This is a genomic window from Pseudomonas flexibilis (assembly GCF_000802425.1).
Taxonomy (GTDB): Bacteria; Pseudomonadota; Gammaproteobacteria; order Pseudomonadales; family Pseudomonadaceae; genus Serpens; species Serpens flexibilis.
Window position 1 is genome coordinate 333,090 of sequence record NZ_JRUD01000002.1, and the last position, 23,985, is coordinate 357,074.

The window sequence follows — 23,985 nt, forward strand, 5'->3', positions numbered from 1 at the left end:
GCCGCGATGCTTTACACTAGCGCGCCTGTTTCGCCCGCCCCGAGAGTTCCATGCCGATTCGTCACTGCATCGTCCATTTCATCGACAAGAAACCCGACGGCTCGCCCGCCGTGCTGCATGCCCGCGACGCCGAGCTGCCGGTCAATCAGGCCATGGAGAACCTCATGGCCGACCTCAACGACAGCTACAACGCCAAGCAGGGCAAGGCCTGGGGGTTCTTTCATGACGAGTCCGGCGCCTACCCGTTCAGCGGCTGGCTGAAGGGCTACCTGGACAACCAGCAGGACTTCGCCGCCTTCAGCCGCCAGGCGGTCGAGCACCTGCAGAAGCTGATGGAGGAATCCAACCTGTCCACCGGCGGGCACGTGCTGCTGTCCCATTACCAGCAGGGCATGACCGACTACCTGGCCATCGCGCTGCTGCACCACAGCGAGGGCGTGACGGTCACCGAGGCGCTGGACGTGGCGCCGGCCAAGCACCTGGACCTCGGCCAGCTGCACCTGGCGGCGCGCATCAACCTCTCGGAATGGCAGAGCAACCGTCAGTCGAAGCAGTACATCTCGTTCATCAAGGGCAAGAACGGCAAGAAGGTCTCCGACTACTTCCGCGACTTCATCGGCTGCCAGGAAGGCGTCGATGCGCCGAGCGAAACCCGCACGCTGCTCAAGGCCTTCAGCGATTTCGTCGAGCAGGAGGACCTGGCCGAGGAGCAGGCCCGCGAGAAGACCCAGACCCTGGTGGACTACGCCAGCACCCAGGCGCGCCTGGGCGAGCCGATCACCGTGGAGGAACTCTCCGGCTTGCTCGACGAGGACAAGCCACGCGCCTTCTATGACCACATCCGCAACAGCGACTACGGCCTGGCGCCGGAGATTCCGCCGGACAAGCGCACCCTCAACCAGTTCCGCCGCTTCACCGGCCGCGCCGAGGGGCTGTCGATCAGCTTCGAGGCGCACCTGCTGGGCTCGCGGGTCGAGTACGACGAGACGACCGACACCTTGACCATCCGCCAGGTGCCCACTCAGCTGAAGGATCAGCTCAAGCGTCGCTGAGTCCGCCCCGCTCGTTCATGCGCCCCGGCTGCCGGGGCGCTTTCGTTTTCCTTCGCGGCGCGTCGCGCCCCGATTCACGCCGTGTAGCCCATGACCGTAACCCTCGAATTGCTTGCCACCGAGGCGGACCAGGCGCCCCTGATCCGCAACCTCTACCAGTTCTACGCCTACGAAACTTCCGACTGGGAGCACGAGGATGTGGACGCCGACGGGCGCTTCTACGTGCATGACGAGTACCTTGCTCGCTATTGGGAGGAGCCGGACTGGAGCGCGCAACTGGTGATGGTGGAAGGCGCCATTGCCGGCTTCCTGCTGATCGAGCGCAGCGAGGTGCCGGGCCTCGACGCGCTGGAGCTGGCCGACCTGTTCATTCTCAAGAAGTACCGGCGCCAGGGCATCGGCCTGGCCGTGGCGCTGCATGCGCTGAGCGACACCCGCCTCCCCTGGCTGGTGCGTTTCCACCAGCAGGACGAGGTGGCGCAGGCGTTCTGGCAGGCGGTGGTCGAGGAGCTGCCGCGCCCGTCCCGCGAGATCGAGTTGCCCGACGACCCGACGCTGGTAAATTTCCTGGTGACTTCGGCGCTGCATTGAGGACGTGGGCGGTCAGCTCGAAACCTGTAGGGGCGGCTTCAGTCGCGAGCTTCTGGCCACGGCCTGCACAAAGCATCGCGGCTGAAGCGGCTCCCACGAAAGCGGCGCCGCGCGGACCTCTGGCCGTTACAGCGCCTCGATCCGGAACGCCAGCCGTGGAAAGTGCACGTGCACCAGGCCGGCGCGCTCGTCCTCGCGGCGCAGGATCAGTTCCTCCGTGCCGGCGTACAGCAGCTCGCCCTGCACCGGATCGACGCCGTAGTCCTCGGCGCGAATGCTCACCCGCTGGCCGGCCTGGAAGCCGTTGGGGTCGGCGAACGCCTCGGCGGGCAGCGGCGCCGGTTCGGCCTCGCGGGCGATGTCCAGCGCCTGCTGCGCATCCATGCGCTGGGCGGAGCCATGGTCAACGTCCATCACACGCGCCAGCCAGGCGCGGATCGACGGGGAAGCATCCACCAGCGATGCGGTCACCGGGTTGCTCTTGAGGAACCACAGCGGGTGGGCAAGGGCGAAATCGGCCAGCGACGGCGCGCCGAACAGGAAATCACTGTCCTCGCGCGCCAGTTGCTGCTCCAGTCGCGCCATCAGCACGGCCCAGGTGCTGCGGGCCTGTTCGACCGAAACGCGGGGCGCGGTACCGCCCTTGAACAGCGCGGCGCGGTCGGCGACGAAGGCCTGCACGGCGGCTTCCGGCAGGCTGCCCAGGCGGTCGCTCAGTGCCTGCGGCTGGAAGCCCAGGGTGATGGCGGTCTGGAACACCAGCGAATCGGCCCACTGCGCGAAGGCGCTGACCACCAGTTCCTTGCCTTCCGGAAACAGCGTCGGCGTGGCCTTCTCGGCCTCCAGGCGGCGGGCGATCAGCGCGGTGTCGCAGTAGATATCGGCGCCGACCTGCAGCACCGGGGTCTTGCGGTAGCCGCCGGTCAGTGCGGTGAGGTCAGGCTTGGGCATGATGCGCGGGATGTACACCGAACCCCAGGACAACTGCTTGAAACCGAGCATCAGCCGGGCCTTCTCGGCAAAGGGCGACTCGGGGTAGTGGTGCAGGATCAGGGTGTTGTGCATGGTCAGGCTCCGCTGGAAAGGTGCGGGGCGAAACTAGCAGTCCCTGACGGCCGCCGACATTGCCGAGCTGCCAGCCGCCAGCATCTCCTTGGCCGGTTTGCGCAGCGCCTTGATGGCCCGCTCGCGCTTGAGGGCCGCACTCTTGTCCGCGCAGGCTTCCACGTACACCAGCGCCTGCGCCGGGCTGGAATGGAAGAAGCGCGCGCCCTTGCCGCTCTGGTGCTGGGCGAAGCGCCGTTGCGGGTCGTCGCTGACGCCGCAATAGAGCGCGCCGTTGGCGGCGCGCACCAGGTAGACGAACCAGGGCTTGGCGGGGGCGTCGGTCATGGAAGGGCAGGGCCGCGAAGGGGAGGCACAGTGTAATGGCCGGCTGGGTGAGTTCAAGCCGGCACCCCAGGGGTGGTGCCGGAGGGAGTGCCCGCACCCAACCGGTCCGGCTTCGGATATGCTCGCTGGGCCATTGTTGTCGGAGGTGTCGTGTTCTCATTGAAGCGCCAGGGCGATTTTCGCCTGCAACTGACCCGCACGCTGAAGACGCCGGGCCGCCATCAGCTTGACCTGTATCTGTTCACGCCGCACGAAAGCACGCTTTCCCCCCGCACCCTGGCCGAGGAGCAGTTCTTCTTCTCGGCCCTGAGCCACCGCTTCGGCCTGCTCGGGCTGCCGGCCCAGGACCGCGCCAGCAAGCTGGACACCTCCTATTCGCTGCTTTCGCCGCACTACGAAATCATGCATGGCGCCTGGTTCTACCAGTACCTGGCGTCGCTGGACCGGCTGCGCCAGCAGTTGCAGGGCAAGGCGCTGGCCGAGCCGCTGGCGCGCGCCCTGCGCCTAAGCCAGAACTTCGCCCAGCGCCTGCGCAAGGCGGAGCCGAAGCAGAGCAAGCAGTTGCGCTATTTCCGCCAGCTCGACGTGTACTTTTCCTGGCTGGCCGAGCAGTTCCTGCTGGAATGCATGACCCTGGAAGGCTTCGCTGAGCTCGACGAGGAGCTGCGGCAATCCGTGGAGGACTTCCTTGCCCAGGAACGCCGTTATCGCCGGGAGCGCGATTACCTGGGCGATTTCCAGGGCACGCCGACCCGCGTGTGGAACCGCATGAGCCTGTACCAGCGGTTGCTGGAATACCCGGTGGTGCTGCGTCAGAAGATCACCGAACTGGGCGCCGGCACGCGCAAGCTGGTGAAGGCAGCTTCCACGGTGCTGATCATGTCGCTGTTCACCTATTTCCTGTTCAACGTGCGCGACGCCAGCCAGCAGCTGTCGCTGGCCCTGCTGCTGGGCATCGCGCTGATCTACGCGGTCCGCGACCTGCTGCGCGACGACCTGATCGACGCCGTCACGCGCTGGCTGCGCAAGGGCAAGCCGCGCTGGAGGATCCGCCAGCAGATGCCGTTCACCCAGCGCTTGCTGGCCCAGCAACTGGTCTGGCTGGATTACCGGCGGCTGCCCGAGCTGGACGTGACGGTGCGCGAGCATGCCGGCAAATGGGCCACCAACGAGGAGCGGCAGATCATCTGCTACCGCTCACGGCTGCATCTGGACAAGGCAGCGCTGACCCAGGACGAAATCCAGGAGCGCCTGACCCTGGACTGCGAACCGCTCTGCGCGATGATCCAGGCCAGCCACCAGCAACTGTTCGAGTGGAAGGAAGGCGATGGCGTGCAGGTGCACGCCATCGAGAGGCAGCATGACTACAACCTGCTGCTGGTGCACCGCGAGCCGGGGCAAGCCGCCGGCGTGGCGCAGCGCTGGACCCTGCGCCTGGGCGCGGGCGGCATCGTGCGCTGCGAGAGCAAGACGGTGAACTGGCCCGAGCCGCCGCCCCGCCGGCGGCCGTGGCGGCGGGCCTGAGACGGCCGCCGCCGTCCTCAGGCCTTCAGCGCCAGGATGCGCCGCGCGCCGTTGAGCACCAGCAGCGCCACGGCGGTGCCGATCAGCAGGTCCGGCCAGGCCGAACCGGTCCAGGCCACCAGGGCGCCGGCGAGAATCACACCGAGGTTGGCCAGCACGTCGTTGGCGGAGAAGATCCAGCTGGCGCGCATGTGCACGCCGCCGTCGCGCTGGCCGTGAATCAGCAGCAGGCAGGCGACGTTCGCCGCCAGCGCCAGCAGGCCGATGCCCATCATCGACAGTGACTGCGGCTCGCTGCCGAGCAGGAAGCGCCGCGCCACTTCCGCCAGCGCGGTCAGTGCCAGCAGCACCTGCATGACACCGGCCAGCCGGGCGGCGCCGAGCTGCAGGTGTGCCGCGCGCCCGACCGCGTACAGCGCCACGCCGTACACGGCGGCGTCGGCGAACATGTCCAGCGAATCCGACAGCAGCCCGGTGGACTGCGCCAGCCAGCCGCTGGTCAGCTCGACGACGAACATCAGCGCATTGATGCCCAGCAACCAGCGCAGCACCCTGGCCTGGTGGCCGGCATCCGGCGCGACGGGCGCCGCTTCGCCGGCTACCGTGGTGCCGTCCAGGCGTGCGCCCAGGCCGAGTGCTTCCAGGGTGCGGGCCACCGGCGCGATATCGGCGTCGTGCCACACCCGCAGCCGGCGGTTGCCCAGATCGAAGTGCAGGCCGCGCACCTCGGCCAGCGGTTCCAGGGCCATGCGGATCAGGCGTTCCTCGGCCGCGCAATCCATCTTGGCCACGCTGAACTGGCTGACCAGGCCGGCCCGCGCCTCGGCCGGCGGCGGGCTGGGCGTTTCCTCCGCGGTGCAACCACAAGTCTTGCAGCAATCGCTCATGGGCGTGTCTCGCATGTGCGTCCGGGGCGTTTTCGTCAGGGGCGCGGCAGCGCGCGTTCATACCAGCTGCGGCTGTTGTTGATCAACCGGACCAGCCAGAGCATCACCGGCACCTCAATCAGCACGCCGACCACGGTGGCCAGCGCGGCGCCGGAGTTGAAGCCGTAGAGCACGATGGCCACCGCCACTGCCAGCTCGAAGAAGTTGGAGGCGCCGATCATTGTCGAGGGGCCGGCGACCTCGTGCCGGACCTTGAGGGCGCGGTTCAGGGCGTAGCCGAGGGCGGCGATGAACAGCGTCTGCAGCAGGATCGGCACCGCCAGCAGGCCGATGACCAGCGGCTGGGCGACGATGGCTTCACCCTGGAAGGAGAACAGCAGCACCAGGGTGGCGAGCAGGGCGACGATGGAGAACGGCGAGATCTTCGCCAGCGCCGCCTGGAAGGCCGCCTCGCCACGCGTCATCAGCCGGGCGCGCAGGAACTGGGCAATCGCCAGCGGGATGACGATGTACATCACCACGGACAGCAGCAGGGTGTCCCAGGGCACCGGAATCGACGACACGCCGAGCAGCAGGGCGACGATGGGGGCGAAGGCGAACACCATCACCAGGTCGTTGAGCGCCACCTGGGTCAGGGTGAAGTTGGCGTTGCCGTTGCACAGGTTGCTCCACACGAACACCATCGCCGTGCAGGGCGCGGCGCCGAGCAGGATCAGCCCGGCCATGTAGCTGTCCAGCTCGCCGGCCGGCAGCCAGTCGGCGAACAGCACCTTGATGAACAGCCAGCCGATCAGCGCCATGGAGAACGGCTTGACCGCCCAGTTGACGAACAGGGTGACACCCATGCCGGCCTTCTGCTGGCGCACCTCGTGCAGCGCGCCGAAGTCGATCTTCATCAGCATCGGGATGATCATCACCCAGATCAGCACGCCCACCGGCAGGTTGACCTTGGCCACCTCCAGCGCGCCGATGGCCTGGGCGGCGGAGGGTGCGTACAGGCCGAGCAGGGTGCCGGCGACGATGCACAGGGCCACCCAGAGGGTCAGATAGTGCTCGAACACACCGAGCGGGGCGCCGGCGGCCTGCTTGGCCGCCACTTCACAGGGACTGGACATACAAGGGTTTTCCTACGGAACACGGGGCGGGCGCCACCTTAACATGCGCCCTGGCGAATATGCAGCAGGCCGCATGAGCGCAGCAGGCCTCGAGAGGGTTCATCGCGCTGACACGCAGCCGTCACACGGGCGTCCTACAGTCTGGGCTCCAACCTGGAAGGATCTCCCCATGAGTCGAGAAACCGGCGATAACCTGCAGCGCAATCACAGCCACAACGAGCCCATGGACCGGGTCGTGGATCGCTACCTCAGCCGCCGTAGCGTGCTGCGTGGCAGCCTGGGCGCTGCGATTGCCATGATGGCCGGCGTCGGCCTGAGCGGTTGTCTCGACAAGGACGGCCGCCCGCGTCCGCCGCAGCCGCAACTCACCCAGCCCGACCCCGTGCGGCTCGGCTTCGATTCCATTCCCGGCTCGCGCACCGATGCCTGCGTGGTGCCGCCCGGTTACAGCGCCTACGTGCTGGCGCCCTGGGGCACGCCGCTGAACAGCGCCGCGCGTGCCTGGCAGGCCGATGGCGGCAACAGCGCCGACGACCAGGCCAACGCCGTGGGCATGCACCACGACGGCATGCACTTCTTCCCCCTCAACGGCAGCGCTGAAGACGGTCTGCTGGTGGTGAACTACGAGTACATCGACCAGAAGGCCCTGCATCCCAGCGGCCCGACCCGCGATGCCGAGGGCCGGCGGCCCGCCGAGGAAGTGCGCAAGGAGATCAACGCCCACGGCGTCGGCGTGCTGCGCATCCGCAAGGTCGGCGGCCGCTGGCAGGTGATGGACAACGACCCGCTCAACCGCCGCTTCACCACCGCCAGCGTGATGGAGCTGTCCGGCCCGCTGCGCGGCAGCACCCATGTGCAGACGCGCTTCTCGCCCGATGGCACCGTAACGCGCGGCACCAACAACAACTGCGGCAACGGCTTCACCCCGTGGGGCACCTACCTGGCCTGCGAGGAAAACTGGCCAAACGTGTTCATCAACCGTGACGCCAGCTTGCCGGAGGATCAGCGCCGCATCGGCATTTCCACCGCCAGGACCAGTTACGCCTGGGAAACCGCCGCGGGCGACGCCAGCGAGGTGGACGAGGAATTCGCCCGCTTCGACATCACCCCGCGCGGCGCCAGCGCGCGGGACGACTACCGCAACGAGGCCAGCACCTACGGCTACATCGTCGAGATCGACCCGCACGATCCGACCACTCGCGCGGTGAAACGCACCGCCCTGGGCCGCTTCCGTCACGAAGGCTGCTGGCCGGGCCTGACCGAGGCCAGCAAGCCGGTGGTGTTCTACAGCGGCGACGACGCGCAGAACGAATACCTCTACAAGTTCGTTTCCGCCGCCCCGTGGGACCCGGCCGACGCGAACCCCCTCGACCGTCTGGCCACCGGCGCCAAGTACATGGATCGCGGCACCCTCTACGTGGCGCGCTTCAATGACGACGGCAGCGGTGTCTGGCTGTCGCTGACCCCGGACAGCCTGACGCCGGAGGGCATCCCGCTCAGCGCCCTGTTCGACGACCTGGCCGGCATCCTGCTCAACACCCGTGGCGCCGCCGACGCCCTGGGCGCCACGCCCATGGATCGCCCGGAATGGACGGCGGTGAACCCGCTCAACGGCGATGTGTACCTGACGCTGACCAACAACAGCAGCCGTACCGAGGCCAATGCCGCCAACCCCCGCACCCAGAACCGCCACGGCCACATCATCCGCTGGCACGACAGCGCCGATCAGCGCAGCTTCACCTGGGACATTTTCGTGTTCGGCGCCAACGCCGGTGCCGACCCGGCCCTGAACCGTTCCGGCCTTACCGACCTGAACCAGTTCGCCAGCCCGGATGGCATGGCCTTCGACAGTCGCGGCGTGCTGTGGATCCAGACCGACAACGGCGAGAAGACCCTCACCGACTACACCAACGACCAGATGCTGGCGGTGATCCCCGCCAACCTGACCGACCCGCAGGGTCGCGAGGTGCCGGTTAACGTGCAGAACCAGGGGGAACTGCGGCGTTTCTTCGTCGGTCCCAATGGCTGCGAAGTGACCGGCCTGGCCTTCACCCCGGATAACCGCACGATGTTCGTCAACATCCAGCACCCGGGGAACTGGCCCTACGCCGACGACGCCACGATAGCCGCACCGGCCGGCACCCAGGTGCGCCCGCGGGCCGCCACTGTGGTGATCCAGCGCACCGACGGTGGCGAGCTGGCGGTCTGAGCCCCGCCGGCGCGCCTCGACCTTCCGGCAGGATGCCAGAGGGTCGAGGCGCGCCGCTTTACTTCATATCTGGGCATGAATATATTCGCCGAGCCATATCTTCTGACGGCGAATGCCCATGACCCCCACCACCGTTTTCAAATGTCTGGCCGACGAGACCCGGGCGCGCATCAGCCTGCTGGTGCTGCGCGAAGGCGAGCTGTGCGTCTGCGAGCTGACCGCCGCGCTGGAGCAGAGCCAGCCGAAGGTCTCCCGCCACCTGGCCCAGCTGCGCAGTTGCGGCATTCTCGAAGACCGCCGCCAGGGCCAGTGGGTCTATTACCGCGTGCATCCGCAGTTGCCCGCCTGGGTGCGGGAACTGCTGAACGGCGTGCTGGACGCCAACCGTCCCTGGCTGGAGGCCGACATGCAGCGACTGGAAGGCATGCGCAACCGCCCCGAGCGGGCCACGATCTGCTCCTGAACGAACCGCCCTGTACTGCGGGCCTCACATGCTGAAATCCCATGACCCGTGCCGGCATGGCAATCGTCACGCTGGCGCCCAGACACTGAATCTTTTCCGGAGAGCACACCCATGACCATCAAAGTAGGCATCAACGGTTTCGGTCGCATCGGACGTCTGGCGCTGCGCGCCGCCTGGGACTGGCCGGAGCTGGAATTCGTGCAGATCAACGACCCGGCCGCCGATGCGGCGACCCACGCCCACCTGCTGAACTTCGACTCGGTGCACGGCCGCTGGCAGCACGGGGCGGGCAGCGACGGCGACGCCATCGTCATCGACGGCAAGCGCATCCCCGTGACCCACAACAAGGCGATCGCCGACACCGACTGGTCGGGCTGCGACCTGGTGATCGAGGCCAGCGGCAAGATGAAGACCGTGGCCGTGCTGCAGGGCTACCTGGACCAGGGCGTCAAGCGCGTGGTGGTCAGCGCGCCGGTCAAGGAACCGGGCGTGCTCAACGTGGTGATGGGCGTCAACGACCGGCTGTTCGACCCGGCACAGCACCGCATCGTCACCGCCGCCTCCTGCACCACCAACTGCCTGGCGCCGGTGGTCAAGGTGATCCACGAGCACCTGGGCATCCGCCACGGCTCGATCACCACCATCCACGACCTGACCAACACCCAGAGCCTGCTCGACCAGCCCCACAAGGACCTGCGCCGCGCCCGCGCCTCGCTGATGAGCCTGATCCCGACCACCACCGGCTCGGCCACCGCCATCGCCGAGATCTTCCCGGAACTGCGCGGCAAGCTGAACGGCCACGCGGTGCGCGTGCCGCTGGCCAACGCCTCGCTGACCGACTGCGTGTTCGAGGTGGAGCGCGCCACCACGGTCGAGGAGGTGAACCGGCTGCTCAAGGCCGCCGCCGACGGCGAGCTGCAGGGCATTCTCGGTTACGAAGAGCGCCCGCTGGTATCCATCGACTACCGCACCGACCCGCGCTCGTCGATCATCGACGCGCTGTCGACGATGGTGGTCAACGGCACCCAGGTGAAGATCTACGCCTGGTACGACAACGAATGGGGCTATGCCAACCGCACCGTGGAACTGGCCCGGCTGGTGGGCGGCGCATAGGGCCCGCAAAGCTTGCGTAGGGTGGGTCAGGCCACAGGCCGTAACCCACCAACTGGCCACGAGGCCGATCATCGGGATGCCGCCGGCATCCCCGGTGGGTTACGCCGCTATGCGGCTAACCCACCCTACGATTTCCCACCCAGGTCTTCCATGCACGCCCTGACCCGCCTTCCCCCCGAAATCCGCCAGTACCTGGTCGTCACCGGCAACTACTGGGCCTTCACCCTCACCGACGGCGCGCTGCGAATGCTGGTGGTGCTGCACTTCCACGGCCTGGGCTACAGCCCGCTGCAGATTGCCGCGCTGTTCCTGTTCTACGAGATCTTCGGCGTGGTCACCAACCTGGTCGGCGGCTGGCTGGGCGCGCGCCTGGGGCTGAACCGCACCATGAACATCGGTCTGGGGATGCAGGTCGCGGCGCTGCTGATGCTCACCGTGCCGGCCAGCATGCTCACCGTGCCCTGGGTGATGGCGGCGCAGGCGCTGTCCGGCATCGCCAAGGACCTCAACAAGATGAGCGCCAAGAGCTCCATCAAGCTGCTGGTCCCGGACAGCCAGCAGGGCACCCTGTACCAGTGGGTGGCGGTGCTCACCGGCTCGAAGAACGCCCTCAAGGGCGTCGGCTTCTTCCTCGGCGGCCTGCTGCTCACCGGGCTGGGTTTCACCGGCGCGGTGCTGGCCATGGCCGCGGTGCTGGCGCTGGTCTGGCTGGCCAGCCTGGTGCTGCTGAAGAAGGACCTCGGCAAGGCGAAGAGCAAACCCAAGTTCCGCGACCTGCTGTCCAAGAGCCGGGCGATCAACATTCTTTCCGCCGCGCGGCTGTTCCTGTTCGGCGCCCGCGACGTGTGGTTCGTGGTGGCCCTGCCGGTGTTCCTGGCCAGCCGCTTTGGCTGGGACTTCTGGCAGGTCGGCGGCTTCCTGGCCAGCTGGGTGATCGGCTACGGCATCGTGCAATCCGTTGCCCCGTACTTCACCGGCAAACGCAGCGGCCGGGTTCCCGACGGCCGCGCCGCCTTCGTCTGGGCGCTGTTGTTGGCCGGCTTGCCGGCCGCCATCGCCCTGGGCCTGCACAGCGCGCTGCCGGCGCAGGCGGTACTGATCGGCGGCCTGCTGCTGTTCGGCGCGCTGTTCGCCATCAATTCCTCGCTGCACAGCTATCTGATCGTCAGCTATGCCAAGGAGGACGGCGTGTCGCTGGACGTGGGCTTCTATTACATGTCCAACGCGCTGGGCCGGCTGATCGGCACGCTGCTCTCCGGCGGGGTGTTCCAGGCCTACGGCCTGGAGGCCTGCCTGTGGGTGTCCAGCGCGTTCGTGCTGCTGGCGGCGCTGGTGTCGCTGGGCTTACCCAGGCATGACACCGCGCGGGAATCGTAGTCTTCGGCTGCGTGCCTCCGCCCGTTACGGCAGCCGTAGGATGGTCAACGCAACGCGTTGGCCACCGTGGCGGCCGGAACCGTGCCCTACGCCCGTCAACGGCCGGTGGGTTGATCATCCTCCCTGTCTGAGCCACCCTCTGCGCCGTGCCATTTCCGTCCAGAGCGTTCCGATGACCCAGCCCGCACTCATCCGCGAAACCTTCCCCGTCGGCCCCCTGCAGTGCAACTGCACGCTGATCGGCGACCCCGTCTCGAAGAAGGCGCTGGTGGTCGATCCGGGCGGCGAGCCGGAGATGATCCTCGCGCGGCTGAACGCCCACGGGCTGACGCTGGTCGCGATCATCCATACCCATGCGCACCTGGATCACTTCCTCGCTTCCGGCCGGCTCAAGGAGCTGACCGGCGCCACGCTGCACCTGCACAAGGACGACAAGTTTCTCTGGGACAACCTGGAGATGCAGTGCCGGCTGTTCGGCGTGCCCTACCAGCCGGTGCCGGACCCGGACCAGTGGCTGGCCGACGACGAGGAACTGGCCTGCGGCTGCGGTGTGGCCTTGCACACGCCGGGGCATACGCCCGGCTCGATGAGTTTCTGGTTCCCCCAGGACAAGCTGCTGATCGCCGGTGACACCCTGTTCCGTCGCGGCATCGGGCGGACCGACCTGTGGGGCGGCGACTTCGCCGCCATCCAGCGTTCGATCCGCGAGCGCCTGTACGTGCTTGATGAGGAGGCCACGGTGGTCACCGGGCACGGCCCGGATACGCAACTGGGCGAAGAGATGCGCGCCAACCCGTTCGTGACGGCGTGAATCGCGCCTCAGGCGCGCGAGGGAGCAAGCGCACCGGCTGTCTTTCGCTGGCCAGGCTGATAATCTGGCGCGGAACTTCTGGCGGCGCCCGTTCTCGAAGGGCGATGCCAAAATCCAACCACACGAATCCGAAGGAAGTCGTTATGAAGAACTGGCGTACCCTGACCGTCGTTGCTGCCAGCGTGGCACTGCTGGCCGGTTGTACCACCAACCCCTATACCGGCGAACAGCAGGCGGGCAAGGTGGGTGTCTATGGCGGCCTTGGCGCCGTGGCCGGCGCAGCAGTCGGCGCTGCCACCTCCAGCAAGAAGGATCGCAAGAAGGGCGCACTGATCGGCGCAGCCGTGGGCGGCCTGGCCGCCGGCGGCTACGGTGCCTATGTCGACCAGCAGGAAGCCAAGCTGCGTCAGACCCTGGTCAACAGCGGAGTGCAGGTGCAGCGCCAGGGCGACAACCTGATCCTGATCATGCCGGGCAACATTACCTTCGCCTCCAGCTCCGCCGACATCTCCGCCAGCTTCTACGACACCCTGAACTCGCTGGTTCTGGTGTTCAAGGAGTTCAACAAGAACGGCATCCAGATCGTCGGCCACACCGACAGCACCGGCTCGCTGCAGCTGAACCAGGATCTGTCCAACCGTCGCGCCAGAAGCGTGGCCAACTACCTGACCGCCAACGGCGTGGCGGCCAACCGCATCTCGTCCTATGGCGCCGGCCCGAACCAGCCGATCGCCAGCAACGACAGCGCCGCCGGTCGCCAGCAGAACCGTCGCGTGGAAATCACCCTGCTGCCGCCGCAGCAGTAAGCGATTCCCGGACACAAAAAAGCCCGCCATTTGGCGGGCTTTTTTGTGCCTGTACCGCGTGCGGAGGCCTCAACGCCGCTCGAGCAGCACCCCGGCTTCCATGTGATGCGTCCAGGGGAACTGGTCGAACAGCGCGCAGCGGCTGACGCGGTGGGTGTCGTGTAGCTGGGCGATGTTGGCCGCCAGGGTCTCCGGGTTGCAGGAGATGTACAGGATGCGCTCGAAGCGGCGGGTCAGCTCGCAGGTGTCCGGGTCCATGCCGGCGCGTGGCGGGTCGACGAACACGGTGCCGAAGCGGTAGCTGTCCAGGTCCACCTCGGCCAGGCGGCGGAACGGACGGACCTTGTTGAGCGCCTGGGTCAGCTCCTCGGCGGACAGGCGCACCAGGGTGACGTTGTCGATGCCGTTGTCGGCCAGGTTGGCCAGCGCGGCATTCACCGAACTCTTGCTGATCTCGGTGGCCAGCACCTTGTTCACGCGGGTGGCCAGCGGCAGGGTGAAATTGCCGTTGCCGCAGTACAGCTCCAGCAGATCGTCGTCGCGCTCGCCCAGGACGTCGTAGGCCCAGCCGAGCATCTTCTGGCAGACCGCGCCGTTGGGCTGGCTGAAGGCGCCTTCCGGCTGCCGGTAACGGAACTCGCGGCCCGCCACGTGGAGGGTTTCGCTGACGTAGTCGCGACCGACCACCCGGCGCTGGCCCCGCGAGCGGCCGACGATGCTGGCGCCGAGGATCGCCGCCAGCGGCTCGGCCGCCTGCTCCCAGGCGTCGTCCAGCGGGCGGTGATAGGCGAGGGTGATCAGCGCGTCGCCCGACAGGGTGGTGAGGAATTCCACCTGGAACAGCTTGTGGCCCAGGGTCTCGCTGGCCTGCCAGGCGGCCTTCAGGCGTGGCATCAGTTCGTTGATGCGCGGGCTGGCGATGGGGAAGTCGTCGAGCAGGATCGGTGCGCGCTTGTCGCCCGGCTCGAACATCGCGTAGTGGCGCTGCTCGCCGTCGCGCCACAGGCGGAATTCGGCACGCAGCCGGTAATGGCTCAGGGGCGAATCGAACACCTCGGGGGCCGGGGCAGCGAAGGGCGCCAGCAGCTCGCGCAGGCGGGCCTGCTTGTCGGCAAGCTGGGCGGAATAGGCGGCGGCGTCTTGCGGACGGATCATGGGCAACTCGTGTGGGTAAGGACGGCAGGGCCGCAGGATGGAAAATTCGCGCGGCGATTTTCCACCGATCCGGAGCCGAATGCACGGCCGGGGGGACCGGCCGTCGGTAGCTGAACCATCGCGGCTGAAGCCAGGGGGGGCTTCAGCCGCGATGGGCAGGGATCAGAACAGCGCCAGCTTGACCACGAACAGTGCCGACAGCACCCACATGGCCGGGCTCAGTTCGCGCCAGCGGCCGGCCAGCAGGTGAATGGCCGTCCAGGCAATGAAGCCGAAGGCGATGCCGTTGGCGATGGAGAAGGTCAGCGGCATGGCCAGTGCGGCGATGGACACCGGAGCGGCCACGGCCAGGTCGTTCCAGTCGATGCTGGCCAGGCTGCTGAGCATCAGGACGGCGACGAACATCAGTGCCGGCGCAGTGGCGTAGGCGGGCACCGAACTGGCCAGCGGCGAGAAGAACAGGCTGAGCAGGAACAGCAGGGCGACCACGCAGGCCGTCAGGCCGGTACGGCCACCGGCACCGATGCCGGCGGCGGATTCCACGTAGCTGGTGGTGGTCGAGGTGCCCAGCGCGGCACCGGCCATGGTGGCGGTGCTGTCGGCCAGCAGGGCGCGGCCCAGGCGCGGCATGTGGCCGTTCTTGTCGACCAGGCCGGCGCGCTGCGACACGCCGATCAGGGTGCCGGAGGTGTCGAACAGGTCGACGAACAGGAAGGCGAAGATCACGCTGACCAGGCCAATGTCCAGCGCGCCCATGATGTCCAGTTCCAGCAGGGTGGGCATCAGCGACGGCGGCGCGGAGACCACGCCCTGCAGCTCGGACAGGCCGAGCAGGATGGACAGGGCGGTGACCGCCAGGATGCCGATCATCACCGCGCCGGTGATCCTGCGGTAGGCCAGCGCGGCGATCAGGAAGAAGCCCAGGCAGGCCAGCAGCGGACCGCCGGCGCCCAGATCGCCCAGGCCCACCAGGGTAGCCGGGTGGTCGACCACGATGCCGGCGTTCTTCAGCGCGATGATTGCCAGGAACAGGCCGATACCGGCGCCGATGCCGGCGCGCAGCGGCAGCGGCACGCTGTTGATGATCCATTCGCGGACCTTGAAGGCCGACAGCAGGAAGAACAGCACGCCGGACAGGAACACCGCGCCCAGGCCGACCTGCCAGGTGTAGCCCATGGTCAGCACGACGGTGTAGGTGAAGAAGGCGTTCAGGCCCATGCCCGGCGCCAGGGCGATCGGGTAGTTGGCCAGCAGACCCATCAGGGAAGAGCCGATGGCGGCGGCCAGGCAGGTGGCGACGAACACCGCGCCCTGGTCCATGCCGGTGGCGGCCAGCATCGATGGGTTGACGAACAGGATGTAGGCCATGGTCAGGAAGGTCGTCAGACCGGCCAGGATCTCGGTGCGCACGCTGGTGTTGTGCGCGCGGAGTTGGAACAGCTTTTCCAGCATGGGGATCTCCCAGAGCGATTTGCGGCTGTGCAGTGCGGGGGGGCAAAAAAAGCGCTGCATCATACCAGTTCGTGGTCCGACACGAGGTTCGGGCCGGCAGGCCAGTGAAATGCAATCGGCGGGCCAGGCGCCGCAGGCCGGTCATGGGGAAGGGCGGCCGCCGCGCCATCACCCTGGAAGTGCCCCTGCTGGGGCTGCTGGCCGCGCACGCGGTGGTTTCTCTGTAGCTGGGCGAGTCGGTTCGGCCTGACGCTGTTCGCGCTGATCCCGGAGGCGCTGGCTTCCGGTGAGGTCCTTCCAGTAGGCTTTCTGCCATCATCGTAGTCGTGGAGCTCGGCGGATGCTTGTAGGGATTGACCTCGGTACCACCAACAGTCTGGTGGCCGTGTGGAGAAAGGGTCAGGCGCAGTTGGTTCCAAATGCGCTGGGCCAGGTGCTGACGCCGAGTGTGGTAGGCCTGGATGACCAGGGACAGGTCGTGGTTGGCGAGGTGGCGCGCGAGCGTTTGCAAACCCACCCGCATCTGACCTGTGCCCTGTTCAAACGCCATATGGGCAGCACATGGCAGGGGCGACTCGGGGACAGGACATTTCGTCCCGAAGAATTGTCCGCCTTGGTGCTGCGCAGCTTGCGAGAGGATGTGGAGCGTGCGTTCGGCGAGCCTGTTACCGAAGCGGTCATCAGTGTCCCTGCCTATTTCAGCGATGCTCAGCGCAAAGCCACTCGGGTGGCGGGCGAACTGGCCGGCCTGAAGGTCGAGCGGCTGATCAACGAGCCCACCGCCGCCGCCCTCGCCTATGGCCTCGAGCAAAAGTCGGCGACCACCTTCCTAGTTTTCGACCTGGGTGGCGGCACCTTCGACGTCTCCATCCTGGAGCTTTTCGATGGCGTGATGGAGGTGCGTGCCAGCGCCGGCGACAACTTCCTCGGCGGCGAGGATTTCGACAGCGCTCTAGTGAAGCATGTACTCGCGCACTGCCCCGAATTGGCCACTTGGCACGCCGAGAGTGGCGAAGGTGTACAGCGACTCAGTCGGGAGGCGCAAAGGGTTCGTCACGCGCTTGGCCAGCATGAGGAAGTTCCGTTTCGCTTCGTCATGGGACGGCAGGAAGGCTCGATTGTCATTGATACGCAGCGTTTCCAGCAGATTGCCGAGCCGCTGATCAAGCGTCTGCGCGCGCCGTTGGACAGGGCTTTGCATGATGCACGCCTGAAGGTCGGCGATCTGGATGAGATCGTGCTCGTTGGCGGGGCGACGCGAATGCCGCTGGCGCGGAAACTGGTCGTCAGTCTCTTCGGGCGATTACCCCTCATGAACATCAATCCGGATGAAGTGGTCGCCAAGGGCGCAGCGATCCAGGCCGCACTCAAGCAGCGCGATGCCGCGCTAGAAGAAATCGTTCTGACTGATGTTTGTCCCTACACCCTGGGAATCGAGACATCCGAGCAGTACGGTCGACAGATCGATCCTGGCCATTACCTGCCCATCATCGAGCGCAACAGCGTCGTTCCTCTGAGTCGCACCCGGGAAATCGTCACGTTGCATGACCAGCAGTCAGAGGTTCTGGTGCGGATCTTCCAGGGCGAGAGCCGACTGGTGAAAGACAACATCCTGCTTGGTGAACTGCGGATTGCTGTGCCTCCCCGCAAGGCGGGGGAGGTGTCGCTGTCCGTGCGCTTCACCTACGACATCAATGGCGTGCTGGAAGCCGAGGTCACCACGGGTATTACAGGCGAGACCCGACGGTTAGTGATAGAGAACAATCCCGGGGTGTTAAGCAAGGAGGAGATCGGCCGGCGCTTGAAATCGCTGGAAGCGCTCAAGGTTCATCCGCGGGATAGGCAGGTGAATTCCCTGCTGGTGGCGCGAATGGATCGATTGTTTCAGGAGAGCCTGGGGGATCAACGCAGCTATGTTGGCGAGTTGGCTGCGTACTTCCAGCGTGAGCTGGAAAGCCAGGATGAGCTGCGCATTCGTGAGGCACATGTAGAGATTACTCAGCGTTTGGACGAGTTGGAGCGGCACTGGTGAGCGACTTGATGGATTGTTCGGCGCTTTTCGAAACGGATTTGGATGAACGGGCTATCAAGCGGCGCTATGCCCTCCTGCTCAAGCAAAACCGGCCGGAAGACGACCTGGATGGGTTCCAGCGCTTGCGAGAGGCGTATGAGCAGGCGCTGCATAGGGTTCGGGCCGCCGGTAGGTGCGAGGAGGCAGCCAGGCATGTCGCCCCGTCCGAGCCTGAAGGTGCTACGCATGTGCGGGCGGAGTTTTCGCAAATGCAGCAGTACTTCCAGGACCCCAACGAGGCGTCGCTGGATCAGGTGCTTGCTGAGGTGAGGGGGCAGGGGCTTCAGGCTGAGTTCGAACAGGCTCTGCTGGAGGCGTGCCTCAAGGACCGCAGGGGTTCAATCCTGATGGCACGTTGGGCATTGGATCGTCTGGAGTGGTTCAGCGTGAACCAGCGTGTCGAGTTGCCGCTGGATCAGTTGAATGCACTATCGGATGTCCTGCTCCACTGGGCGCTGGCCAATCTGGAATACCTCCTTGAGAACGGTCATGAGCAGGACTTTCTGGGGTGGGTCGAGGGCCTGTTACAGGAAGCCTGGTTACAAGCCTATGAGCGGCGTGGGGTGTTCATGCAATGCCTGATGAGGGTGTTGTTGAACGCAAAATCCTGGTCGGCATCGCTGTTCGACGCCGTCAGCGAACTCTGCGGTTGGTCCCAGGCCCCTACTTATATCCCCGAATGGGAGGCGCTTGTTCACCGTGCCGAGGCCGTCGCATTCGGCGAATGTTTGCATGGATATCTGCAGGAGGACTCCGCGCCTGCTGATCGCACGCGTGACGATTGGGGCGTAATGCGCAAGATCGAGTGGAGTTCCGAACGAAAGGCAGCCTGGTTCCTGCTCAAGCCCTTGAGCGAGACCGGGCGCTATCGATTCAGCGCTCGTTTTACCGCCCAGGATTGGCACGAATGCGCACGACTGTCCGACCTGTTGAAGCATCGTTTCCAGCCCCTGCAGGCCTGGTTCAACCACCCGGATCTCGACTCCTGGGAAAACCTGGTGCCCCGCCCGTCCGGGTGGGCGCATGTCAGTTGGATGATTTGGCTGGTCCTGCTGATCCCGATGTTGCTTGGGACTGTGGTCATGTGGAAACAGAACGGCACGCCAGTCACTGCCGGCAACCTTTTGGGTATGGCTGTGATTGCCGGGCTGGGCACCTGGTTCTTGCGATTTTTTGGCCTGGGCTGGAGTGCACTGGTCGACAGGCTCAGTCTTCTGGAAGTGAAACTCAACCAGTGGCTTCTGCCGGATGGCTGGCGGGTGGGGAGGCGTGGGTTGTCGGTTCTGCGCCATGTCGTCCCATGCCTGGTGCTGGCAACTCTGTTCTATTTCGCGAGCAGTCTCCGGGGAGACAAAGGCTACGCAGCCGCCTTCATGGCTTTCCTGCTTTGCGCCAGCTACGCCTGGTTTGCCTCCTGGGGCGTGTCTCCGCCAGAAATGCTCTCGAAGCTATCACCTCGGCAGCGCGACCGTCTGCTGCAGGGTGTCGTCCTGACCGGCGTTATCGTGCTGGGTATCTACTTGTATTCCACGAGCGGCGCCGCATGACGTGCTGGTGGGCGGCGCAGCGCTACTTCTGCACACGCAACACGACGAACTTCGGCGTCGCCGCCACCTGTTCCACGCCCTCGAACAGCCGCTTGAGCTTCACGTGGTACCCCAGGTGACGGTTGCCGACGATCCACAGTTCACCCCGCGGCGTCAGGGCGCGCTTGGCCTGCTGGAACATGCGCCAGGCGAGGAAGTCGCCGACCACCTGCTGCTGGTGGAAGGGCGGGTTGCACAGCACCAGGTCCAGCGAGCCAGCCGGCTGTTCGGCCAGCCCGTCGCCGGGGCGGATCTCCACCGGGCGCTCGCCGAGGATCGCCCGCCAGTTCTCGGCGGCCGACTGCACGGCCATGTAGGACTCGTCCACCAGGGTCAGGTGTGCCTCGGGATTGGCCAGCGCGCAAGCGATGCCCAGGATGCCGTTGCCGCAGCCAAGGTCCGCGACCCGTGCCGTGCCCAGTCCGCTCGGCAGATGCGGCAGGAAGGCCCGGGTGCCGATGTCCAGCCCTTCGCGGCAGAACAGGTTGGCGTGGTTGAGCAGCTCGATGGCTGGCTGATCCAGCCGGTAGCGGGTCGGGTAGGGCGATCTCGGCGCCGGGCGCGTCTCGGGTGTCGCGAACAGCAGGCGCGCCTTCTTCACCGCCAACGAGGCCTGTACCGGACCGATGTACTGCTCCAGCAGGTCACCAGCGGCGCGCGGCAGGTGCTTGATCATGGCTGCGGCGATCACCCGGGCATTCGGCGCCAGGCGGCCGTGCAGGCGGATCAGTTGCTCCTCCAGCAAGGCCAGGGTCTTCGGGATGCGGATCAGCACCACATCGAACGACCCCTCGGGGGTGGTGCTGGCCGGCACGAACAGCGGCGCGGCGCTGAGGCCGTTGCGTTCCAGGTTCTTTTGCAGGGCCAGATGGCCCAGGTGCGAGTCGCCGCTGCTGGTCACCCGGGCATGGGGCGCCAGGCTGCAGGCCAGCGCGCCGAAGCTGTCGTTGAGGACCAGCACCCGCTCATCGGCAGCGAGCCCCTGTTCATGAAGATGGGTGAGCAGGTACTCGTCGGCGGCGTCGAACGCCTGCAGGGGGTCGTTCGGTTGCTCGGGCTGGCGGATCAGGTCGAGGCGGGCGAAGGGCGTGTCGAGAATAGGCATGAAAACTGGCGGGTTTCCCGAAAGCGGATTAGGCGTAGTCTGGCGGCGAACCGGAGCCACGTGGAGGTGCGAAGTATGACGGCCAGCGAAGAGAAGTTCACCCGCCAGCGGCTGCTGGCCGTGGAGACCCTGACGCCCAGCCTGTTCACGCTGCGCACCACCCGCGATGCCGGCTTCCGCTTCCAGGCCGGGCAGTTCGCCCGTCTGGGGGTGCGCAAGCCGAGCGGCAGCCTGGTGTGGCGCGCTTACTCGATGGTCTCCGCGCCCCACGACGAGTTCCTGGACTTCTTCTCCGTGGTGGTTCCGGACGGCGAGTTCACCAGCGAGCTGCGCCGCCTCGGCCCGGGCGACGAGCTGCTGGTGGAACGCCAGCCCTATGGGTATCTGACCCTGGACCGCTTTGCGGACGGTCGTGACCTCTGGCTGCTGGCCACCGGCACCGGGGTGGCGCCGTTCCTGTCGATCCTGCAGGACTTCGAGGCCTGGCAGCGCTTCGAGCGCATTGTGCTGGTGTACAGCGTGCGCGAGGCCCGGGAGCTGGCCTATCAGGACCTGATCAACGGGTTCGCACGGCGCGACTACCTGGCCGAACACGCCCACAAGCTCACCTACCTGCCGACCATCACCCGCGAGCAGCGGCCCGGTGCGTTGCACGGGCGCATCACCACGCTGCTGGAAACCGGGGAGCTGGAACGCGCTGCCGGTCTGCCGCTCAGCCCCGAGCACTCGCGCATCATGCTCTGCGGCAACCCGCAGATGATTGAGGACACCCGCCTGCTGCTCAAGGCGCGCGACCTGCAATTGAGCCTCACCCGCCGCCCCGGCCAGGTGGCGGTCGAGAACTACTGGTAAGAACTGGTTACGAATGGCTGTTTGCACGGTGCCGCGCTTGCCGTAAATTCCGCCGTTCGTTTCCCAACCCTCGGGTTATATGGACACCGACTCTCGACCTCCCCCGGCCTCGCCGGGGGATCAGCCTCCCCGCGCAGCGCACCTGACGCTGCCGTGCCGCCCGTTCGGCAATCTTCCCGTATACCGTGTCTTTCGCGCGCCGGCTGCCGCCGGCGTGCGTCTGCGCGTTCCCGTTTCCTGTCACATGAGCGTTAACCCCTGATGGAACTGTTCCTCGACCCCACCGTCTGGCTCGGTCTGTTGACCCTGATCGTCCTCGAGATCGTGCTGGGTATCGACAACCTGGTCTTCATTGCCATCCTGGCCGACAAGCTGCCGCCGCATCAGCGCGACCGCGCGCGCCTGATCGGCCTCAGCCTGGCGCTGCTGATGCGCCTGGGCCTGCTGGCCAGCATCGCCTGGCTGGTGACCCTCACCGAGCCGCTGGTGGACATCCTCGGCAAGAGCTTCTCCGGGCGTGATCTGATCATGCTGGGCGGCGGCGTGTTCCTGCTGTTCAAGGCCACCATGGAGCTGCACGAGCGCCTCGAAGGCCGCATGCACCAGGCGGGCGGCAGCAAGGGCTACGCGCGCTTCTGGCCGGTGGTGGCGCAGATCATCGTGCTGGACGCAGTGTTCTCCCTGGATGCGGTGATCACCGCCGTGGGCATGGTCGAGCAGCTGCCGGTGATGATGGCGGCGGTGATCATCTCCATGGGCCTGATGATGGTGGCGAGCAAGCCGCTGACGGCATTCGTCAACGCCCGCCCCACGGTGATCATGCTGTGTCTGGGCTTTTTGATGATGATCGGCTTCAGCCTGACTGCCGAAGGCCTGGGCTTCCACATTCCCAAGGGCTACCTGTACGCGGCCATCGGCTTCTCGATTCTCATCGAGGTGTTCAACCAGCTGGCCCGTTCGCGCCGCCAGCGCAACCTGCAGAGCGAGCGCCCGCTGCGCGAGCGCACCGCCGATGCGGTGCTCAGCCTGCTGGGCGGGCGTGTCGAGGCTGATCAGGTGGGCGAGGCTATCGTCGACCTGGTGGGTGACGGCTCGTCGGAAACCCAGCCGTTCCAGCGCCGCGAGCGTCTGATGATCCGTGGCGTGCTCAACCTCGCCGAGCAGTCGGTGCGCACGGCGATGACCGATCGCATGCAGGTGGACCGTATCAACCTGGACCAGGATCGCGAGACCATCCGCCAGGTGTTGCTGGAATCGCCGCATTCGCGCCTGCCGGTGATTCGCGGCAACGCCGTGGACGAGCCGCTGGGCTACCTGCACAAGAAGGAGCTGCTCAATGCGCTGCTGGCCGGCCAGGAGCCGGATATCGAGGCCCTGCTGCGCACGCCGCTGAGCCTGCCGGAAAGCGTCTCGGTGCTCAGCGCCCTGGAGCAGATGCGCCAGGCCTCGACCCACGTGGCGTTCGTGATCAACGAGCTGGGGGCCTTCGAAGGCATGGTCACGCTGACCGACATCCTCGAAGCCATCGCCGGCGAGCTGCCCGACGCCAGTGAAATGGACAGTCCGGACATTGAAACGCTGGAAGGCGGATACCGGGTCAGCGGCTCGATGAACCTGGCGGTGCTGTGCCAGACGGTTGGTTTCCCCATCGATCCCACCGAGGAGTATCAGACCCTGGCCGGACTGGTGATGAGCTTGCTGAACCGCCTGCCGGTGGTGGGTGATCGGGTGGAAGCCGAGGGCTGGGAGGTGTCGGTAGGCGAGGTACGCGATCGCCGGGTCAGCAAGGTGGAGTTGCGGCCGCTGGCGGCAGAGGCCGGTTGATGGCGGAATCGCCCGGCGACGGTGCAGGGCGGTCACAACTTCGTAGGGTGGACAACGTTCTCCTTGTCCACCATCGCGCCGGCAGGGCGCGCCGCTTGGCGGCGCCTTGGTGGATCGGTGAAGCGCGATCCGCCCTACGGACTCCTCAGAGCCTGTCTTGCCGGCTCTTCAGCAGGTCGCGGATCTCGGTGAGCAGCGTTTCTTCCTTGGTCGGCGCCGGCGGGGCCTCGGGCTTGGCCTCTTCCTGGCGGCGCAGGCGGTTGATGAACTTGATGGCCAGGAAGATCGCGAAGGCGATGATCAGGAAGTCGATGATGCTCTGGATGAACTTGCCGTAGGCGAGCACCACCGCCGGGGTGTCGCCGACCGCTTCCTTGAGCACGATGGCCAGGTCACTGAAGTCCACGCCACCGATCAGCACGCCGAGCGGCGGCATGATCACGTCGCCCACCAGCGAGGAGACGATCTTGCCGAACGCGGCACCGATGATGATGCCCACGGCCATGTCCACCATGTTGCCGCGAACGGCGAACGCCTTGAATTCACTGATGAAGCTCATGCGGGCATCTCCTCGAAGTAACGTGGAATGTGTTGGTTATA

The 23,985-nt window shown here is 66.4% G+C and carries 21 protein-coding genes; 13 read left to right on the top strand and 8 right to left on the bottom strand.

Going from position 1 to position 23,985, the window contains the following annotated elements; all coding sequences use genetic code 11:
• The first annotated feature begins 50 nt into the window (after positions 1–50).
• Positions 51–1,052, top strand: a complete 1,002-nt coding sequence (yejK, locus tag SF06_RS02145) for a nucleoid-associated protein YejK (protein WP_039559674.1) — start codon at positions 51–53, stop codon at positions 1,050–1,052.
• Between the two features lie 90 nt (positions 1,053–1,142).
• Positions 1,143–1,643: a GNAT family N-acetyltransferase gene (locus SF06_RS02150; protein ID WP_039559675.1), complete on the top strand. Its 501-nt coding sequence runs from the start codon at positions 1,143–1,145 to the stop codon at positions 1,641–1,643.
• A gap of 126 nt (positions 1,644–1,769) precedes the next feature.
• Here SF06_RS02150 and SF06_RS02155 read toward each other — a convergent pair whose 3' ends face one another.
• Positions 1,770–2,708, bottom strand: coding sequence for a glutathione S-transferase family protein (locus tag SF06_RS02155; RefSeq protein ID WP_039559676.1), 939 nt, complete (start codon positions 2,706–2,708; stop codon positions 1,770–1,772).
• A gap of 33 nt (positions 2,709–2,741) precedes the next feature.
• Positions 2,742–3,035: a GIY-YIG nuclease family protein gene (locus SF06_RS02160; protein ID WP_039559677.1), complete on the bottom strand. Its 294-nt coding sequence runs from the start codon at positions 3,033–3,035 to the stop codon at positions 2,742–2,744.
• A 150-nt stretch (positions 3,036–3,185) separates the two neighbouring features.
• Between SF06_RS02160 and SF06_RS02165 the strand changes: the two genes are divergently transcribed.
• Positions 3,186–4,559, top strand: coding sequence for a hypothetical protein (locus SF06_RS02165; RefSeq protein WP_039559678.1), 1,374 nt, complete (start codon positions 3,186–3,188; stop codon positions 4,557–4,559).
• A gap of 17 nt (positions 4,560–4,576) precedes the next feature.
• Here the strand turns inward: SF06_RS02165 and SF06_RS02170 are convergent, their stop codons facing one another.
• Together SF06_RS02170 and arsB are read right to left on the bottom strand one after the other, a co-directional pair.
• A complete protein-coding gene (locus tag SF06_RS02170) occupies positions 4,577–5,446 on the bottom strand; it encodes a cation efflux transmembrane domain-containing protein (protein WP_039559679.1) in 870 nt (289 codons plus the stop codon).
• A gap of 35 nt (positions 5,447–5,481) precedes the next feature.
• Positions 5,482–6,561 (bottom strand): ACR3 family arsenite efflux transporter, encoded by a 1,080-nt coding sequence (gene arsB, locus SF06_RS02175; protein WP_039559681.1) that lies wholly within the window; start codon positions 6,559–6,561, stop codon positions 5,482–5,484.
• Between the two features lie 169 nt (positions 6,562–6,730).
• Here arsB and SF06_RS02180 point away from each other — a divergent pair, with 169 nt between their 5' ends.
• From SF06_RS02180 to SF06_RS02205, 6 genes are all read left to right on the top strand, one after another.
• Positions 6,731–8,770, top strand: a complete 2,040-nt coding sequence (locus SF06_RS02180; RefSeq protein ID WP_039559683.1) for a PhoX family protein — start codon at positions 6,731–6,733, stop codon at positions 8,768–8,770.
• A 112-nt stretch (positions 8,771–8,882) separates the two neighbouring features.
• Positions 8,883–9,233: a metalloregulator ArsR/SmtB family transcription factor gene (locus tag SF06_RS02185; RefSeq protein WP_039559684.1), complete on the top strand. Its 351-nt coding sequence runs from the start codon at positions 8,883–8,885 to the stop codon at positions 9,231–9,233.
• Positions 9,234–9,344: 111 nt separating this feature from the next.
• Positions 9,345–10,346, top strand: a complete 1,002-nt coding sequence (locus SF06_RS02190) for an ArsJ-associated glyceraldehyde-3-phosphate dehydrogenase (protein WP_039559685.1) — start codon at positions 9,345–9,347, stop codon at positions 10,344–10,346.
• A gap of 150 nt (positions 10,347–10,496) precedes the next feature.
• Positions 10,497–11,723, top strand: coding sequence for an organoarsenical effux MFS transporter ArsJ (arsJ, locus tag SF06_RS02195; RefSeq protein WP_039559686.1), 1,227 nt, complete (start codon positions 10,497–10,499; stop codon positions 11,721–11,723).
• A 172-nt stretch (positions 11,724–11,895) separates the two neighbouring features.
• The gene (locus SF06_RS02200; protein WP_027589597.1) at positions 11,896–12,534 is read left to right on the top strand and encodes an MBL fold metallo-hydrolase; all 639 of its coding nucleotides are present in this window, start codon (positions 11,896–11,898) and stop codon (positions 12,532–12,534) included.
• Positions 12,535–12,677: 143 nt separating this feature from the next.
• Positions 12,678–13,340: a YiaD family glycine zipper/OmpA-like lipoprotein gene (locus SF06_RS02205; protein WP_039559688.1), complete on the top strand. Its 663-nt coding sequence runs from the start codon at positions 12,678–12,680 to the stop codon at positions 13,338–13,340.
• Between the two features lie 69 nt (positions 13,341–13,409).
• On the opposite strand, the gene trmA is transcribed toward SF06_RS02205, so the two are convergent.
• Both trmA and SF06_RS02215 read right to left on the bottom strand, forming a co-directional pair.
• On the bottom strand, positions 13,410–14,495 hold the full coding sequence (trmA, locus tag SF06_RS02210) for a tRNA (uridine(54)-C5)-methyltransferase TrmA (RefSeq protein WP_039559690.1): 1,086 nt from the start codon (positions 14,493–14,495) through the stop codon (positions 13,410–13,412).
• A 162-nt stretch (positions 14,496–14,657) separates the two neighbouring features.
• A complete protein-coding gene (locus tag SF06_RS02215; RefSeq protein WP_039559815.1) occupies positions 14,658–15,947 on the bottom strand; it encodes an NCS2 family permease in 1,290 nt (429 codons plus the stop codon).
• A 340-nt stretch (positions 15,948–16,287) separates the two neighbouring features.
• Between SF06_RS02215 and SF06_RS02220 the strand changes: the two genes are divergently transcribed.
• Both SF06_RS02220 and SF06_RS02225 read left to right on the top strand, forming a co-directional pair.
• Positions 16,288–17,979 (top strand): molecular chaperone HscC, encoded by a 1,692-nt coding sequence (locus tag SF06_RS02220; protein WP_039559692.1) that lies wholly within the window; start codon positions 16,288–16,290, stop codon positions 17,977–17,979.
• A complete protein-coding gene (locus SF06_RS02225; protein WP_039559693.1) occupies positions 17,976–19,565 on the top strand; it encodes a hypothetical protein in 1,590 nt (529 codons plus the stop codon). The genes SF06_RS02220 and SF06_RS02225 overlap by 4 nt, the downstream gene beginning before the upstream one ends.
• 22 nt (positions 19,566–19,587) lie before the next feature.
• Here the strand turns inward: SF06_RS02225 and SF06_RS02230 are convergent, their stop codons facing one another.
• Positions 19,588–20,709 (bottom strand): methyltransferase, encoded by a 1,122-nt coding sequence (locus SF06_RS02230; RefSeq protein WP_039559694.1) that lies wholly within the window; start codon positions 20,707–20,709, stop codon positions 19,588–19,590.
• Positions 20,710–20,784: 75 nt separating this feature from the next.
• On the opposite strand from SF06_RS02230, the gene SF06_RS02235 reads away from it, so the two are divergent.
• Positions 20,785–21,561: a ferredoxin--NADP reductase gene (locus SF06_RS02235; RefSeq protein ID WP_039559697.1), complete on the top strand. Its 777-nt coding sequence runs from the start codon at positions 20,785–20,787 to the stop codon at positions 21,559–21,561.
• A 261-nt stretch (positions 21,562–21,822) separates the two neighbouring features.
• Positions 21,823–23,385, top strand: coding sequence for a TerC family protein (locus tag SF06_RS02240; RefSeq protein WP_027589589.1), 1,563 nt, complete (start codon positions 21,823–21,825; stop codon positions 23,383–23,385).
• A gap of 145 nt (positions 23,386–23,530) precedes the next feature.
• Here SF06_RS02240 and mscL read toward each other — a convergent pair whose 3' ends face one another.
• Positions 23,531–23,944 carry a large-conductance mechanosensitive channel protein MscL gene (gene mscL / locus SF06_RS02245; protein ID WP_027589588.1) on the bottom strand — a complete coding sequence of 138 codons (414 nt, stop codon included), beginning with the start codon at positions 23,942–23,944 and terminating at the stop codon, positions 23,531–23,533.
• Positions 23,945–23,985: the final 41 nt, after the last annotated feature.

Excerpts from the sequence above, each read along its gene's own strand:
- SF06_RS02200 (WP_027589597.1), top strand. The coding sequence starts at position 11,896 with ATGACCCAGCCCGCACTCATCCGCGAAACCTTCCCCGTCGGCCCCCTG.
- trmA (WP_039559690.1), bottom strand. The coding sequence starts at position 14,495 with ATGATCCGTCCGCAAGACGCCGCCGCCTATTCCGCCCAGCTTGCCGAC.
- SF06_RS02230 (WP_039559694.1), bottom strand. The coding sequence starts at position 20,709 with ATGCCTATTCTCGACACGCCCTTCGCCCGCCTCGACCTGATCCGCCAG.
- SF06_RS02160 (WP_039559677.1), bottom strand. The coding sequence starts at position 3,035 with ATGACCGACGCCCCCGCCAAGCCCTGGTTCGTCTACCTGGTGCGCGCC.
- SF06_RS02150 (WP_039559675.1), top strand. The coding sequence starts at position 1,143 with ATGACCGTAACCCTCGAATTGCTTGCCACCGAGGCGGACCAGGCGCCC.
- SF06_RS02215 (WP_039559815.1), bottom strand. The coding sequence starts at position 15,947 with ATGCTGGAAAAGCTGTTCCAACTCCGCGCGCACAACACCAGCGTGCGC.
- SF06_RS02185 (WP_039559684.1), top strand. The coding sequence starts at position 8,883 with ATGCCCATGACCCCCACCACCGTTTTCAAATGTCTGGCCGACGAGACC.
- SF06_RS02240 (WP_027589589.1), top strand. The coding sequence starts at position 21,823 with ATGGAACTGTTCCTCGACCCCACCGTCTGGCTCGGTCTGTTGACCCTG.
- SF06_RS02235 (WP_039559697.1), top strand. The coding sequence starts at position 20,785 with ATGACGGCCAGCGAAGAGAAGTTCACCCGCCAGCGGCTGCTGGCCGTG.
- SF06_RS02205 (WP_039559688.1), top strand. The coding sequence starts at position 12,678 with ATGAAGAACTGGCGTACCCTGACCGTCGTTGCTGCCAGCGTGGCACTG.
- SF06_RS02170 (WP_039559679.1), bottom strand. The coding sequence starts at position 5,446 with ATGAGCGATTGCTGCAAGACTTGTGGTTGCACCGCGGAGGAAACGCCC.
- SF06_RS02220 (WP_039559692.1), top strand. The coding sequence starts at position 16,288 with ATGCTTGTAGGGATTGACCTCGGTACCACCAACAGTCTGGTGGCCGTG.
- SF06_RS02155 (WP_039559676.1), bottom strand. The coding sequence starts at position 2,708 with ATGCACAACACCCTGATCCTGCACCACTACCCCGAGTCGCCCTTTGCC.
- SF06_RS02190 (WP_039559685.1), top strand. The coding sequence starts at position 9,345 with ATGACCATCAAAGTAGGCATCAACGGTTTCGGTCGCATCGGACGTCTG.
- yejK (WP_039559674.1), top strand. The coding sequence starts at position 51 with ATGCCGATTCGTCACTGCATCGTCCATTTCATCGACAAGAAACCCGAC.
- arsJ (WP_039559686.1), top strand. The coding sequence starts at position 10,497 with ATGCACGCCCTGACCCGCCTTCCCCCCGAAATCCGCCAGTACCTGGTC.
- arsB (WP_039559681.1), bottom strand. The coding sequence starts at position 6,561 with ATGTCCAGTCCCTGTGAAGTGGCGGCCAAGCAGGCCGCCGGCGCCCCG.
- mscL (WP_027589588.1), bottom strand. The coding sequence starts at position 23,944 with ATGAGCTTCATCAGTGAATTCAAGGCGTTCGCCGTTCGCGGCAACATG.
- SF06_RS02180 (WP_039559683.1), top strand. The coding sequence starts at position 6,731 with ATGAGTCGAGAAACCGGCGATAACCTGCAGCGCAATCACAGCCACAAC.